General features: G+C 69.9%; 16 protein-coding genes. 13 read left to right on the forward strand and 3 right to left on the reverse strand.

Features of this window, described 5'->3' with window-relative positions; genetic code table 11:
* Positions 1-24: 24 nt before the first annotated feature.
* Positions 25-1,062 (reverse strand): LacI family DNA-binding transcriptional regulator, encoded by a 1,038-nt coding sequence (locus ACFPZ3_RS36595; protein ID WP_379518901.1) that lies wholly within the window; start codon positions 1,060-1,062, stop codon positions 25-27.
* 11 nt (positions 1,063-1,073) lie between these two features.
* On the opposite strand from ACFPZ3_RS36595, the gene ACFPZ3_RS36600 reads away from it, so the two are divergent.
* The 7 genes from ACFPZ3_RS36600 (at position 1,074) to ACFPZ3_RS36630 (ending at position 8,210) form a co-directional block, all read left to right on the forward strand.
* A complete protein-coding gene (locus tag ACFPZ3_RS36600) occupies positions 1,074-2,231 on the forward strand; it encodes a trans-sulfuration enzyme family protein (RefSeq protein ID WP_379518902.1) in 1,158 nt (385 codons plus the stop codon).
* 41 nt (positions 2,232-2,272) lie between these two features.
* Positions 2,273-3,523, forward strand: a complete 1,251-nt coding sequence (locus tag ACFPZ3_RS36605) for an ABC transporter substrate-binding protein (RefSeq protein ID WP_379518903.1) — start codon at positions 2,273-2,275, stop codon at positions 3,521-3,523.
* Positions 3,520-4,404: a carbohydrate ABC transporter permease gene (locus ACFPZ3_RS36610; RefSeq protein ID WP_379518904.1), complete on the forward strand. Its 885-nt coding sequence runs from the start codon at positions 3,520-3,522 to the stop codon at positions 4,402-4,404. Before ACFPZ3_RS36605 ends, ACFPZ3_RS36610 begins: the two co-directional genes overlap by 4 nt.
* Entirely contained in the window at positions 4,401-5,225 is an 825-nt protein-coding gene (locus ACFPZ3_RS36615; RefSeq protein WP_379518905.1) for a carbohydrate ABC transporter permease, read from the forward strand. The genes ACFPZ3_RS36610 and ACFPZ3_RS36615 overlap by 4 nt, the downstream gene beginning before the upstream one ends.
* Positions 5,226-5,390: 165 nt before the next feature.
* Entirely contained in the window at positions 5,391-5,720 is a 330-nt protein-coding gene (locus ACFPZ3_RS36620) for a DUF485 domain-containing protein (protein WP_379518906.1), read from the forward strand.
* Positions 5,721-5,737: 17 nt separating this feature from the next.
* Positions 5,738-7,336 (forward strand): solute symporter family protein, encoded by a 1,599-nt coding sequence (locus ACFPZ3_RS36625; protein ID WP_379519028.1) that lies wholly within the window; start codon positions 5,738-5,740, stop codon positions 7,334-7,336.
* Between the two features lie 127 nt (positions 7,337-7,463).
* Positions 7,464-8,210 carry an NAD-dependent epimerase/dehydratase family protein gene (locus ACFPZ3_RS36630; protein ID WP_379518907.1) on the forward strand — a complete coding sequence of 249 codons (747 nt, stop codon included), beginning with the start codon at positions 7,464-7,466 and terminating at the stop codon, positions 8,208-8,210.
* Here the strand turns inward: ACFPZ3_RS36630 and ACFPZ3_RS36635 are convergent.
* Positions 8,207-9,427: an erythromycin esterase family protein gene (locus ACFPZ3_RS36635; protein WP_379518908.1), complete on the reverse strand. Its 1,221-nt coding sequence runs from the start codon at positions 9,425-9,427 to the stop codon at positions 8,207-8,209. The two genes, ACFPZ3_RS36630 and ACFPZ3_RS36635, sit on opposite strands and share 4 nt — an antisense overlap.
* Positions 9,428-9,555: 128 nt before the next feature.
* Between ACFPZ3_RS36635 and ACFPZ3_RS36640 the strand changes: the two genes are divergently transcribed.
* Together ACFPZ3_RS36640 and ACFPZ3_RS36645 are read left to right on the forward strand one after the other, a co-directional pair.
* Positions 9,556-10,254, forward strand: a complete 699-nt coding sequence (locus ACFPZ3_RS36640) for a TioE family transcriptional regulator (RefSeq protein ID WP_379518909.1) — start codon at positions 9,556-9,558, stop codon at positions 10,252-10,254.
* 34 nt (positions 10,255-10,288) lie between these two features.
* Positions 10,289-10,807: a DUF4240 domain-containing protein gene (locus ACFPZ3_RS36645; protein WP_379518910.1), complete on the forward strand. Its 519-nt coding sequence runs from the start codon at positions 10,289-10,291 to the stop codon at positions 10,805-10,807.
* 35 nt (positions 10,808-10,842) lie between these two features.
* On the opposite strand, the gene ACFPZ3_RS36650 is transcribed toward ACFPZ3_RS36645, so the two are convergent.
* Positions 10,843-11,379, reverse strand: a complete 537-nt coding sequence (locus ACFPZ3_RS36650) for a 2'-5' RNA ligase family protein (RefSeq protein WP_379518911.1) — start codon at positions 11,377-11,379, stop codon at positions 10,843-10,845.
* Positions 11,380-11,508: 129 nt separating this feature from the next.
* Between ACFPZ3_RS36650 and ACFPZ3_RS36655 the strand changes: the two genes are divergently transcribed.
* The 4 genes from ACFPZ3_RS36655 (at position 11,509) to ACFPZ3_RS36670 (ending at position 14,624) form a co-directional block, all read left to right on the forward strand.
* The gene (locus ACFPZ3_RS36655) at positions 11,509-12,228 is read left to right on the forward strand and encodes a DUF6882 domain-containing protein (RefSeq protein ID WP_379518912.1); all 720 of its coding nucleotides are present in this window, start codon (positions 11,509-11,511) and stop codon (positions 12,226-12,228) included.
* 131 nt (positions 12,229-12,359) lie between these two features.
* Positions 12,360-12,587: a hypothetical protein gene (locus ACFPZ3_RS36660; RefSeq protein ID WP_379518913.1), complete on the forward strand. Its 228-nt coding sequence runs from the start codon at positions 12,360-12,362 to the stop codon at positions 12,585-12,587.
* Positions 12,588-12,651: 64 nt separating this feature from the next.
* Entirely contained in the window at positions 12,652-13,977 is a 1,326-nt protein-coding gene (locus ACFPZ3_RS36665) for a sensor histidine kinase (RefSeq protein WP_379518914.1), read from the forward strand.
* Positions 13,962-14,624 (forward strand): response regulator transcription factor, encoded by a 663-nt coding sequence (locus ACFPZ3_RS36670; protein ID WP_379518915.1) that lies wholly within the window; start codon positions 13,962-13,964, stop codon positions 14,622-14,624. The genes ACFPZ3_RS36665 and ACFPZ3_RS36670 overlap by 16 nt, the downstream gene beginning before the upstream one ends.
* Positions 14,625-14,826 lie beyond the last annotated feature (202 nt).

Consider the following 14,826-nt stretch of genomic DNA (forward strand, 5'->3'; position numbering starts at 1 on the left):
TACGGCGGACCCGCCCGCGAGGGTTCACCCCATAGTGGGACGGAATGGGGGCGGGAGTTCGCCGGAGCCGCGTGGCACGAGTTCCACCGGCACCTTCATGCGCCGCGCCGCCCGCGAAGGGTTGAGCAGCAGGTCAACCGCGCTGCGGGCGAGCCGGGCCGTGTCGTAGCGGACCACCGTCACCCCGGGGTTGAACACGTCGGCCAGGGCGAAGTCGTCGAACCCCACGTACGCCGGCCGCTCGGGCCGCTCCCGCAGCGCGTGCAGGATGCCGATGGCGGCGCGGTTGTTGGTGGCGAAGAGGGCGGTGGGCGGGGAGGGGAGGTCGAGGAGGCGGGCGACCTCGTACGCGACCCGCCGGGGGTCGAAGACGCCGTGCACGACCAGCTCCTCCTCGGCCGCCACCCCGGCGGCGGCGAGCGCCGTGCGGTAGCCGGTCGCGCGGTCGTGCACGGAGCTGACCCCGTCGTCGTCGGAGATGAGCGCGATGCGGCGGTGGCCGTGGGAGAGGAGGTGCTCGGTGGCGGTGCGGCCGCCCCAGACGTCGTCGAGCAGGACGACGTCGGCCGCCTCCAGGCCCGGGGGCACGCGGTCCACGAACACCGTGGTGAGGCTGGCGTGCTCGGCCAGCCAGGCGTGGTCGGCCGCCGAGGGGACGACGATGAGGCAGTCCACGCCCCGCGCGTACATGGACTCGATGAGCATGCGTTCCTTGTCGGAGCTCTCCTCGTACGAGCCGAACACCACCAGCGCCTCGTGCTCGGCGGCGGCGGCCTCGACGGCGGCGGCCAGGCGGGAGTAGAACTCGTTGGAGATGTTCTCCATGACCAGCCCCAGCGTCAGCATGGTCGCGCCTCTGGCCAGCCGGGCGGCGGCCTCGTTGCGGCGGTAGCCGAGCGCGCTGATCGCGGCCTGCACCCGCGCCTGCAGCGAGGCTCTGACGTGCGGTTCCTGGTTGACGACGCGGGAGACGGTCTTGAGGCTCACGCCCGCGTGCCGGGCGACGTCGGCCATGGTCGGCTTGCGCGAGCCCATGACCTCGCCCGGATGCCGCACTGTCATACTCTGCCCCCATGGATGACGATTGGATCTGTGGCCGGTTGGGTGAGGACGAGCCTTGGGTGCTGGGCGCGGTCAACCCGCCGGTGTTCGAGAACTCGGTGTTCACGTTCGCCTCGGCGGAGGAGCTCGGCGAGGCCATCAGGAACGAGGACGAGCGGTACGTCTACTGGCGGGGGACCAACCCGACGGTCGATCTCGCCCAGCGTAAGCTGGCCGCGCTGGAGCGGGGAGAGCGGGCCAAATGTTTCGGTTCCGGCATGGGCGCCATCTCGGCGACCATCTCCTCCCTCGTGTCGGCTGGCGATCACGTGCTGGTGCTCGGCGCGGTGTACGGGCCGACCACTCAGTTCCTGCGCTACCTGGAGAAGTTCGGGGTCACGCATACGCACGTCGACGACCTCGCGGGATGTGACAGCGCTATCAGGGCGAGCACCCGCCTACTCTACTTCGAGTCCCCTTCCTACATGGCTTACCGCGTGGTGGACATCACCGGGGTGACCGGGTGGGCGCGGGAGCGGGGACTGGTGACGGTGATGGACAACACCTGGTCCACGCCGTTGTTCCAGAAGCCGCTGACGATGGGGGTGGACCTCGTCGTGCACTCGTTGTCGAAGTACATCGGCGGGCACAGTGACCTGGTGGGCGGGGTGGTCATCGGGCCGGCGCGGCTGATCCGGCCGCTGGCGCTGACCGAGTACCAGCTCTACGGGGCCGCCATGTCGCCGCACGACGCGGCCAAGGTGATCAAGGGGCTGCGCACGTTGCCGGTGCGGATGCTCGCGCACCAGGAGCGGGGGCTGGCGGTGGCGGCGTTCCTGAAGGATCATCCGGGCGTGCGGGCGGTGAACCATCCGGGGTTGCCGTCGCATCCGGGGCATACGATCGCGGCGCGGCAGATGTCCGGGTTCTCCAGTCTGTTCAGCCTGGAGCTCGACACGGACTCGCGCCAGGACGTCTCAGCTTTCCTCGATAAGTTGCGACATTTCAGGATTGGGGTGTCTTGGGGTGGATTCGAGAGTCTGGTGAACGCGCCCGCGCTGTCCACCGAGGAGAGCGTGCGGACCACCATGGGCATCCCCGTCGGCCTCGTACGCCTCTCCGTCGGCCTGGAGCCGGCTGACACCCTGATCAAGGATCTCGGTCTGGCGCTGGAGGGCTTGTCCGCCTAACGTGATTGACAGCGCTGTCTGGACAACGCGGGAGGCTCGTCATGAGAAACCCCCTCCTAGTGGCTACCGCCGTCGTGCTGGTGCTCGCCGGCTGTGGCTCCGGCTCGTCCTCGGGAGAGGTACGGCTGCGCATGATCGAGAGTTTGACCAGCCCCGAACGTACGAAGCTCATCAAGTCCCTGATCGCCGACTTCGAGCAGGCCAACCCGGGCGTCACCGTCGAGCTCGTCTCCCCGCCCCTCGACAGCGCCGACCAGAAGATCACCCAGATCCTGCAGACCAAGAAGAACCTGGACGTGCTGGAAGTGCGCGACCACACGGCCAAGTCCTTCTCCAACAACGGCTGGCTGGCCGAGCTGCCCACCACGGACTGGCCCGGCTGGGCAGATCTGACCGAGCTGGCCCAGAAGAAGGCGGTGGAGGTCGGAGGCAAGGCGTATCTGATCCCGTACGGCTTCTACCAGCGGACCCTGTTCTACCGTACGGACTTCGGCCTAGCCCAGCCGCCCACCACCTGGCAGGAGCTGTACGAGGCCGGTAAGAAGATGACGTCCGCCGACCGGTTCGGGTACTCCTTCCGGGGCGGCAAGGGCAGCGCGGACTACGCGGTGATGATGATCAGCGCGTACAACGGCGAAGCCCTCAATCCCGAGAAGTCCTTCTACCTGAAGGACAAGCGGACGATCTTCTCGACCCCCGAGGCGGCCCAGGCGCTCGACCTCTACGTCAAGATCTTCAAGGAGGCCTCGCCGCCCGACTCCGTCTCCTGGGGCTACCCCGAGATGGTCCAGGGCTTCACCTCGGGCGTCACCGGCATCCTCATCCAGGACCCCGAGGTGATCAAGACGGTCGAGGAGAGCGGCGTCACGGCCTGGTCCACCGCCCCCATCCCCAAGGGCCCCACCGGGTACGCCTTCCAGCCCGTCGGCTACGCCGGCTGGGGCGCGACCTCCTTCAGCGCGCACCCGAAGGAGGCGGTCAAGCTGGTGCGGTTCCTGTCGGAGTCCAAGCAGAGTATCGCCTTCGCCAAGGGCAACTCGCTCATCCCGATCTCGAAACAGGCCCAGAGCGACCCGCAGTTCTCGCAGGGCGCGTGGAAGGCGTACCTGCGGGCGCAGCAGGACCCGAAGCAGGTGATCACGATCAGGCCGGTGGACTATCCGGGCTGGAGCCAGTTCATCGTGGACTCCGACCGCGACGTCCAGGCCCTCATCACCGGTAAGAAGAGCGCCGCCGAGGTGCTCAAGTCCTGGGACGCCTTCTGGACGGACCAGGCCAAGAAGGTCTCGTGAGGACCTTCACCCTGCGCCGGGCCCGGTTCATCGCGCTGTGCCTGCTGCCGGGCGTGGTGTTCGTGGCGCTGTTCACGTACTACCCGATGATCCGGGGCGCGGTGATCGCCTTCCAGCGCTACAACCTGTTCGACCTCACCTCCACCCCCTTCACCGGCCTGGAGAACTTCCGCGCGGTCCTGGCCGAGGACCGGTTCTGGACGGCGCTGCGCAACACCGGCACGTGGGTGGTCGTGTCGCTGTTCTTCCAGTTCCTCCTCGGCTTCGGGCTGGCGCTGATGTTGCGGCGGCACTTCCGGGGCCGTGGGCTCTACCAGGCGTGGGTGTTCTTCCCGTGGGCCATGTCGGGGTTCCTGATCGGGCTGTTGTGGCGCTGGATGTTCAACGGGCAGTTCGGGGTGATCAACGACCTGCTGCTCAAGACGGGGCTCATCGACCAGCGCATCGGGTTCCTGGCCACGCCGGGCTGGGCGATGACCTCGGTGATCGTGGCCAACATCTGGTACGGCGTCACGTTCTTCGCCATCATGATCATGGCCGCGCTGCAGTCCGTGCCCAGGGAGTTGTACGAGGCGGCGGCCGTGGACGGAGCCTCCCGCCTGCGCCAGTTCTGGCACGTGACGCTGCCGCACATCCGCCCCACCCTGGCGCTGATCGTGCTGCTGCGGATCATCTGGATCCTGAACTTCCCCGACCTGATCTACTCCATGACCGGCGGCGGCCCGGCCGGCAGCACCGACATCATCACCACGTTCCTCATCCAGCAGGTCATCGGCGGCGACTACGGCAGGGCGGGCGCGGTCGGCCTGCTCATCCTCGGCCTGCTGCTGGCGTTCAGCGTCTTCTACCTCAACGCCACGAGATTCGAGAAGGCCCGATGAGGCGCCTCGCCACGGCCGCCAAGGTCGTCGTGCTGGGGGTCTGGCTGCTGATCACCCTGTTCCCCCTCTACTGGATCGTCGTCACCTCGCTCAAGCCCAAGCCGGAGATCTTCGCGGTGCCGCTGCGGTACTGGCCGGCCAATCTCACCTTCGAGCACTACGCGGAGCTGTTCTCCTTCGCCGACTTCGGCGCGTACCTGCTGAACTCCCTTCTCGTCTCCCTCGTCGCGGCCGCCGCCGTGACCGCGATCGGCGTGCTGGGCGGCTACACCCTCGCCCGCTTCGCCTTCCCCGGCAGGGGGGCGCTGATGCTGGCGTTCCTGGTCACCCAGATGATCCCGCTGTTCATCGCGCTCGGGCCGCTCTACCTGCTGATGTCCGACCTCGACCTGCTCAACCGGCTGGCGGGGCTGATGCTGGTGTACGTGGCGATGCTGGTGCCGTTCGCCACGATCATCATGCGCGGCTTCTACGAGCGGGTGCCGGTGGCGCTGGAGGAGGCCGCGCAGGTGGACGGCGCCTCCCGGCTGGTGGCCATGGTGCGGGTGGTGATCCCGGTCATGCTGCCGGGGATCGCGGCCACGTTCATCTTCGCGTTCGTGCAGTGCTGGAACGAGCTGTTCCTGGCGATCACGTTCATCGACAGCGAGGACGCCAAGACGATCCCGGTGGCCATGAACTCCTTCATCACGCAGTACGACATCGACTGGGGCTCGATGGCCGCCGCCACCGTCGTCTCGGTCCTGCCCACCCTCGTCCTGTTCGCCGCCATTCGCCGCTACATCGTCGAAGGATTGACGGCAGGGGCCGTAAAAGGGTGAAAGGGATAGCCGACCGCTCATCGCGCTGAAGGGACCTTTCGCCGCAAGCCATCCCCAACTAAGCGCTGGACCTCAGCGGCTCGTCGAACACGGCCGTCACGGGCCTCCACGACAGGTAGGTTGCGCTCTTACGTTGGGCGTGATCCGCATCACAGTGGAGGACTCGTGACGACACAAGAACATGACGCATCGGTCTATGAACAAGTGCAGGAGAGCAGTGAGTTCCAGGAGTTGAAGCGGCGCTTCCGCCGCTGGACGTTCCCCATGACCGTGGCGTTCCTCGTGTGGTACCTGCTCTATGTGGTGCTGTCCGGATGGGCGCGCGGGTTCATGGGGATCAAGCTGCTCGGCGACATCAACGTCGGGCTGGTCTTCGGATTGCTGCAGTTCGTCTCGACCTTCCTCATCGCGTGGGCCTACTCGCGGCACGCAGAGAAGAAGCTCGACCCGATCGCCGACAAGCTGCGCCACCAGGTGGAGGAGAAGACCCAGTGACCTCGACGACCCTGGGGATGATCCTCTTCCTCACCTTCGTGGCCGCCACCCTGGCGATCACGTTCTGGGCGAGCCGCCAGACCAAGACGGCCGCCGACTACTACGCGGGCGGCCGCTCGTTCAGCGGCGTGCAGAACGGCCTGGCGATCGGCGGCGACTACATGTCGGCCGCGTCCTTCCTCGGCATCGCCGGCATCATCGCGCTGTCCGGCTACGACGGGTTCCTGTACTCCATCGGGTTCCTGGTCGCCTGGCTGGTGGCGTTGCTGCTGGTGGCCGAGCTGATGCGGAACTCCGGCAAGTTCACCATGGCCGACGTCCTGGCGTTCAGGATGAGCCCCCGCCCCGTGCGCACGGCGGCGGGCGTGTCCACGATCGTGGTGAGCATCTTCTACCTGCTGGCGCAGATGGTCGGCGCGGGCGCGCTGGTCGGCCTGCTGCTCGGCATCCACAGCCCGGCCGGCAAGGCGTGGACCATCGTCGGCGTGGGCGCGCTGATGATCGTCTACGTGGTGTTCGGCGGCATGAAGGGCACCACCTGGGTGCAGATCGTCAAGGCCGTGCTGCTGATGAGCGGCGCCGCGCTGGTGACGCTGCTGGTGCTGGGCAAGTTCGGCTTCAACCTGTCCGCCCTGCTCACCCAGGCCGCCACCACCAGCGGTCCCAAGGCCAACCCCGGCAACTTCCTGATCCCCGGCCAGAAGTACGGCACCGACGCGCAGGGCCTGGCCGGCAAGATCGACCTCATCAGCCTGGGCCTGGCCCTGGTGCTGGGCACGGCGGGCCTGCCGCACATCCTCATCCGCTTCTACACCGTCCCCACCGCCAAGGACGCCCGCAAGTCGGTCCTGTGGGGCATCGGCATCATCGGCGTCTTCTACCTCCTGACCCTGGTCCTCGGCTTCGGCGCGGCGGCCGTGGTGGGCAAGGAGGCGATCGTCGCCGGAGACGCGGCGGGCAACACCGCCGCCCCCATGCTGGCGCAGCGGATCGGTGAGGAGATCTTCGGCGCGGGCGGAGGCACGATCCTGCTGGCGTTCATCGGGGCCGTGGCCTTCGCCACGATCCTGGCCGTGGTCGCCGGCCTGACGCTGGCCTCCTCCTCCAGCTTCTCCCACGACCTGTACGCGCACGTCTTCAAGCGCGGCCAGGCCACCGAGCGCCAGGAGGTCGTGGTGGCCCGCGTCTCCGCGCTGGTCATCGGCGCCGTCGCGATCGGCCTCGGCATCCTCGCCCAAGGCCAGAACGTGGCGTTCCTGGTGGCGCTGGCGTTCGCGGTCGCGGCCTCCGGGAACCTGCCGGCGATCCTCTTCAGCCTGTTCTGGAAGCGGTTCAACACGGCCGGGGCGGTCGCGGCCATCTACGGCGGCCTGGTCTCCGCCCTGGTGCTGGTGATCTTCTCACCGGTGGTGTCCGGCGGGCCGACAGCGCTGTTCAAGACGGCCGACTTCTCCTGGTTCCCGCTGAGCAACCCCGGCATCGTCTCGATCCCGCTGGGCTTCATCTGCGGATGGCTCGGCACGATTCTCAGCAAGGAGTTCAACGCCGCCAAGTACGCCGAGATCGAGGTTCGCTCGCTCACCGGTGTCGGGGCGGAGAAGGCCACGGAGCACTGACCGGCACGTTCCCCGACGTACCGCGTACCCCGAAGGCGCCCGCCCCTGCCCCCAGGGCGCCTGCCCCATGAGGGCCCGGCCGGATCATCGGCCGGGCCCTCTCAGTTCGTCCGATACGGTGGAAATCATGCGAGTCTTCGTCGCAGGCGGCACGGGCGCGATCGGTGGTCACACGATCCCGGCGCTGCTGAAAGCAGGACACGAGGTGACCGCCCTGGCCCGCACGCCGGACAAGGCCGCCACCCTCGCCACCCAGGGCGCCAGGCCGGTGAGGGTGTCCCTGTTCGACCGGGAGGCGCTCGCGCAGGTGCTGCCCGGCCACGACGCGGTGGTGAACCTGGCCTCCTCGATGCCCCCGATGAGCCGTTTCATGAGCACCAAGGCGATGGCCGCCACCCACCACGTCCGCACCGAGGGCTCGGCCGCCCTCGCCGACGCCGCCCGCACCGCCGGAGTCGGCCGGATGGTGCAGGAGTCGGTCAGCATGCTCTACCGCGACCAGGGCGCCCGCTGGATCACCGAGGACGCGCCGGTGGACCACTACCCGCTGACCCGCGGCAACTTCGCCGCCGAGACCGCCGCCCACCGCTTCACGCGAACCGGCGGGACGGGCGTCGTCCTGCGCTTCGGCTGGTTCTACGGCCCGGGCGCCGCCCACAGCGAGCAACTGTTCGCCCTGGCCCGCGCCGCCGGCGCGGCCGCGTGGCTGACCCTCCCCGGCCGCGCCGCCCACCTCTTCGGCCACCGCCTGACCTCCCTGACGCGCTCCCTCCGCGTCAGCAACACCCGCTTCCGCACCACGGCGTCCTGGACCCCGCGCTACCGCAGCGCCCGCGAGGGCTGGCTCGCGACCGCACCGCTCCTGAACCCCTAATCGCGTGCCGGGATGTTCTTGATGAAGATGATCCCGTCGGTCTCGCCGAGATGGTCCGGGTCCAGGGGGAAGTAGCCGTACCTGGCCGTCGTGTCCGTGCGCGGCACCAGCTTGGCGCCGCGCGCGGCCAGGGCGTGTGGGTCGATGAGGTAGCGGTTGCCGGGCAGCGTGGACAGGACGCCCTCCACGGTGTCCGGGGCGGGGGTGCCGATCTCGTGGTGCGGGGCGGAGCCGAGGGCCAGGGCGAGGACGGCGTACCCGTCGCCGAGCTGGGAGCCGACGATCGCGCCCGCGCTCCACCACTCCAGCGCCATGTCGGCCAGTTGCCACGTGCTCTTCTCCCGCTGCAGGTGGCGGTTGTGGGCGAAGACGAGCGTGGGGGCGGCGTGCTGGGCGATGGCGTGCAGGTTGTCGGCCATCATCGCGTCGCGCAGCGCCATCAGCCGCCACACCCGGTCGGGGGACTGGTCGGCCATGCCCGCGTGGTAGCGGAGCAGGCCCATGGCCGTGCGCCCGTACAGGCAGGCCCGCCACCACTCCTCCCGCGAGGTCGTGGCGATCAGGTGCGGCGAGTACGCGGTGAGCAGCGCCACGAGATCGTCGGCGAGCAGGCGCAGCTCGGCGACCTCGGGGAGGCGGCCCACGGACCGGGACGGGTCCATGGCGGCGGCGGTGTCGGTCCACCGGTCGTCGTCCCCGATGAGGCGGTCGATGGTGTCGATGGTGCAGGGGAGCGGCCGGCCGCGCAGGTAGTCGTGGAGCGCGGTGAGGGCGCGGCGGGGGCTGGCGGCGCTCATCATCTCCAGCGGGGCGTCGAAGCCGAAGAACCGCAGCCGCTCGGGTTCGGGACGGTCCTGGTTGTACGCGCGCATCCACCGTACGAGCTCGCGGTTCGCCTCCAGTTCCTGGACCCCATGGCTGAACCCGGTCCGCATGACCTCATCCAGCGACCCCGCGCCCGTCGTGACGTACTCGTCCACGACCAGTCCCGCCAGGGCGTCACTCTCGATGGCGATGGACCGGTAGCCCTCGTGCTCGACCAGCTCGCGGAAGATCTCGTCGCGCAGCTCCGGCAGCGCCTCCTCGCCGTGCGTGGGCTCGCCCAGCCCGAGCAGGCGGGGCCGGGCGGGCAACGAGCGGAGGAGGTCGGTGACGGCGGCGGCGCCCTCACGGTCGAGGTCCCGGGCGGCGTCGCGGATGGACGGATCAGCGGCCATGACCGTTCCTGTTCTCTTCGCCGGCACTGTTGGCATGCCTTCAACGATATCCTTGAACTTCTTGTTGAGACTTCTTCGTGCTGTACGGCCCACCGTCGCAGCTCAACCTTCAACACGGTGAGGTAGGCATGCCAAGTCGGCGACTCCGGCCGGTGGACCTGGCGCGCGAACACGGCCTGTCCACGCAGGCGGTCCGCAACTACGAGGAGGCCGGAATCCTGCCGCCCGCCGGCCGCACCGAGCACGGTTACCGTACGTACACGCACCTCCATGCCGAGGCCCTGCGCGCGTTCACCGCCCTGGCGCCCGCCCACGGACACCAGACGGCCACGTCGATCATGCGCGCCGTGAACCGGGACGCGACCGAGCAGGCGCTGAAGCTGATCGACGAGAGCCATGCCCAGCTCCTCGACGACCGCCGCACCCTCCAGGCCGTCGAACAGGCCCTGGAGGCCCTGGCTCCACCGGAGCCCCCGGGCCCCGCCGGCACGTTCATCGGCCCCCTGGCCAGGCGGCTCGGCATCCGCCCCGCCACCCTGCGCAAGTGGGAACGGGCCGGGCTGATCCAGCCTCAGCGCGACCCCAAGACCGGCTACCGCGTCTACACCGCCGCCGACGTACGGGACGCGCAGCTCGCCCACCAGCTCAGACGGGGCGGCTACCTGCTGGAACAGATCGCCCCGCTGATCGCGCAGGTCCGCGCCGCGGGCGGGCTGGCACCCCTGGAGAGCGCCATGAACGACTGGCAGGCCCGGCTGTCGGCCCGCGGCCGGGCGATGCTGCGGGGGGCCGCGGCGCTGGAGGCGTACCTGGACGTGCGCGCGTGAGTTCTGTCGGACCCGACTGGCAGGCTCTTCCACCATGGACAGCGCACGGTTCTGGCAGCTCATCGAGGACGCCCGCGGCGACGATCAGACGGTCGCCGCCCGGGCCACCGCCCTGCTGGCGGCCCGCCCGCCCGAGGAGATCGTCGCGGCTCAGCAGGTCTTCTGGGACCTCATGGCCGCCTCCTACCGCGCCCCTCTCTGGGCCGCCGCCTACGTGATCAACGGTGGCTGCTCCGACGACGCCTTCGACTACTTCCGTGGCTGGCTCATCGCCCAGGGACGCGAGGCGTTCGAGCGCGTCGTGGCCGACCCCGACACCCTCGCGGAGTCGCCGGTCGTGCGCGCCGCGGCGGCCGACCGGATGGAGCTGGACTGCGAGGAGATGCTGGGCGTCGCCTGGCGGGCGCACCTGACGGCGACCGGCGAGCGGCTTCCCGCCGGCGCGTTCACCATCCGCTATCCCGACCTGGATCCGGACTGGGGGTTCGACTTCGACGACCGCGCCGAGATCGCCCGCCGGTTGCCCCGCCTGGCCGCTCTCTATCGAAGTTGACGCGCCTCAGCCAGGTCCGACCGGCGGTTCGGTGGTCAGGCGAGGGGGAAGAGGTCCGTCTGGGTCCATTGGTCGCCGTCCTCGCACACCAGCAGCGACACGGCCGTCACCCGCGACACCACCGGCAGTTCCGCGGCCACGACCGCCTCGTCCACCACACCTTCGAGCCCGACCGTCAGGTGCGGCACGATCTCGTCGTGCAACCCGCCGTAGGGAGGCGTCTCCGGCCACCGCGCGACCACCGCCTCCGTCAGCCGGACGAACGGGTCCGCGGGCTCCGGCGCGAGATAGACCACCTCGGGAAACCGCTCGATCCGGCGGAAGCGCACGTCGATGGCCGGATGCCCCGCGAAGAGCGTGCGCAGTTCGCCCCGCACCCGTTCGTCGATCAGGGTCATGTGGAGGAATGGCACCAGCACGGTGACATGCGCCTTGACGCCGATCTCCCGCTCCCGCCACGGCCGCACGAGCGGTTCCGCCTCCGGCACGTGGACGACGAGCGCCGTCTCACCCACGCTCGACCCGGAATCCGCGTCCGACCCCACGACCTTTCGCTCCTCCTGCTGATCCATCCCGCTCCTCGTCATCGGCACGCGTGACCCCCGCCGGGGCCTCCTTCGAGATGATCTGACAACCGGTCGCATATCGACAATCCGTTAAAAACCACATCCAACCCCAGCGAAGCCTCTAGTCTGCCGGGCGTGCAAAACACCCTGACCTTCACCGATCTCCTTGACGACGCGGCCCTGCTCTCCCTCGAACATCAGATCCACCTCGAAGAGCTCCTCGCAGAACACAGCTGGCACGTCGACCTGCAGCAGCAGCGCTTCGAGTTCACCGGAAGCCGTACGCTCACCTGCACCGGCTTCCACCTGCTCGGCAGCGCCGCCCCCGGGCCGGGCTCGTGGTTGTGGGCGTGGGCGAACCCGTCAGGCTTCCCGCCCGCGGTGGTGGCCGCGTCCGCCCGGCTGCGCGACTTCGGCCGGCAGCACGGCATCCCCGAACTCGCCTCCGCGGAGGTCCCGTTCAGCGCACTCCCCGGCGCGCCGACGGAGCCGCACCTCGCCGCCGGACTCCTCACGGAGGCGGCCAAGGCGGTGACCGGCCACTGGAGCTCGTACAACGGCGACGCGGGAGGCGGCACGCGGGCGGCGTTCCTGGTCGAACACCCCGACTTCCACCTGCCCCCGCCCGAGCCTGCCCGCGTCATGCGCGTCATCCAGCAGGCGCTCGCGGGCCTGCGGCTCACCGACCACCGGCGCGTCCTGCACAGCTACGCCGGCAAGCGCGGGCTGGGCGCGGAGTTCGGCCGCGACCAGGCACGGCTCAGCGGGCCGGGCTTCGAGGCGGTCGTGGACTTCGACGAGCACGGCCGCGTGGCCCACATCAAGGCGAGCCTGTCGTCCCCGCAGGGGGGTTGAGCGCCCGCGCGGGGGAGTGGGGCTAGGCCCACCACCCATGGGGCGTAACGGGATATCGGGCGCCGGGTGCCCGACCGTACCTTCTCTGAGCAGGGCGAATCCAGCATCGCCCGCAGATTGGAGAAGGAAAGATGATATTCCTCCTGCTGTTGCGCCGTCTCGGCCCCCGCGCCCGGCTGATCAGCGGCGTGGTCCTCGTGGCCGCGGGGCTGGTGGTGCTCGCCGCGTCCGTGGTGGTGCCCGACCTGCTCATCCACGGGCTGACCCTGGTCGTGATCGGCGCCCTGTTGTGGACGAGCGCCGTCGCGGGCGCGCGGCGCGCCCAGCGGACCGGTGGGGGAGAGGCCGATGGCCGATGAGGGCGCACCGGGCCCGGCCGGGCCGAACTGGCACAATGGTCGCCGTGGAGAAAGGGCCGGCCGGATGAGACCGCCTACGGGAGGCGGCCCCCTGCGCTGGTGCTCCGAGATCGTGCTGGGGGTCTACCGGTCGGTGATACTGACCGGGCTCACCTGCGTGATCCCAGTGATCGGCGTGCTCGTCGGGCTGGGCGGCTCCCGCCTGGCCTACTCCTGGTCGGCGAACCTGACCGCGCCCCTGGCCGTCCGGGCGCTGGCGGCCATCGGAGAGACGCTGATGGTCATCCTGTGGATCGCCGTGGCCGTCTGGACCACGCACGCCCTGACCAGCCGGACGCTGGCCCAGGCCGCGCGCCGGCTCGCGGAAGGCTGGCTCGGGCTGCGGGTCGAGGTGACCTATCGCAAGGCGCTCCCGGTCACCCGCATGGCCACGGGTTACTGGTGGGACGGCGAGGAGTATCACAAATCCGAGCGGGAAGCCCGCCGCCGGGCCAGGATGAACGCCCGATTCCATGATCCGCAACTGCACTGGGACGGGCTGTGGTCCCTGGTCGCCGGCGTGACCGTGCTGCCGGTCGCGGCCCTGCCCTTGCTCGGGCTGGCCGCCGGCGCGTACCTGACGCAGCGGCCGGGCCTGCTCGGGTACGGCCTCGCCGCGATCGCCGCCGGCCTGGCCGCTGCCCCGTTCGCGTGGAAGATCCTAGGCCCCCTGGCCGTCCGGCTCCTCGGCCCGATCGCGCGCTCGCGGCTCGGCCGGCGGGTGGAGGAGCTGGAAGCCATCCGGGCGGACCTGACCCAGACGCAGTCGGCCGAACTCGAACGCATCGAACGGGGTCTGCACGACGGAGCCCAGGCCCGGTTGGTCACCATGGGCATGTCGATGCAGGCCGCCGAGCACCTCGTCGACGCCGACCCCGCCGCCGCGAAGGCGATCCTGGCCGAGGCCCGCGCCTCGTCGATCGCCGCGCTCGCCGAGCTGCGCTCGCTGGTCCGCGGCATCAACCCGCCGGTGCTCGCCGAGCGCGGCCTGGTGGACGCCGTCCGGGCCCTGGCGCTCGACGCGCCTGTCGAGGTCACCGTACGCAGCACGGTGCCCTCCAGGCCAGAACGCCCGGTCGAGTCGGCGGTCTACTTCGCCGTCGCCGAACTGCTGGCGAACGTGGCCAAGCACGCCCATGCCACGCGGGTGACGGTCGACCTCGGCTATGCGGCGCAGACGCTCACCACGACCGTGACCGACGACGGGACCGGCGGAGCGGCCGCGTCGGCGGGCTCCGGGCTGAGCGGGATCGAGCGCCGGATGGCGGCGTTCGGCGGCCGCGTGGAGATCGACAGCCCGGCCGGAGGCCCCACTCGCGTCACCGTGGCGGTGCCATGCGTGTTGTCGTAGCCGAAGACCTCTTCCTGCTACGTGACGGGCTGGTCCGCCTGCTTCAGGCGTACGGGCACTCGGTGGCCGCGGCGGTCGACACGGGCCCCGCCACACTTGACGCGCTACTCACCACCCGGCCGGATGTGGCGATCGTGGACGTGCGCCTGCCGCCGACGTTCTCCGACGAAGGACTCCAGGCCGCGCTCGCCGCCCGCCGGGAGGTGCCGGGCCTGCCCGTGCTCATCCTGTCGCAACACGTGGAACAGCTCTACGCGCGCGAACTCCTCGCCGACGGGCACGGCGGCGTCGGCTACCAGCTCAAGGACCGGGTCCTGGACGCCGACCAGTTCATGGACGTCCTGACCCGCGTCGCCGGCGGCGGAACGGCACTCGACCCGGTGGTGGTCGCGAAACTCCTGGGCCGGCCCAGGCGAGCCGACCCGCTCGCCACACTCACCCAGCGCGAACGCTCGGTGCTCGAACTGATGGCCGAGGGCCTGTCGAACACGGCGATCGCCGGCCGGCTGTTCCTCAGCGAGGGGGCCATCAGCAAGTACACCACCACGATCTTCGCCAAACTCGGCCTCGCCGCCGACGACGACACCAACCGCCGGGTCCGCGCCGTACTCACCTATCTGGGCGCGGCCGGACAGAACGACGAGTGACCGTACAGCCCCCAGATCGTCGCCGTTCGGAGGGGACCTGGACCGTGCCGTTCAGACGGCCCAGATCGCGTTTCCCGATGGCCGTCCCTCGAATCCGCAAGGACGTCTGGCTCCGGGTGTTTGAGGTTTGCCCGGGGAAATCGTCAGGCAAGTCCAGGAGAGCCCTCTCGTCCGGGCCCGTGGGCGAAGCCCCGAACCCCGA

Source organism: Nonomuraea insulae (assembly GCF_042656245.1).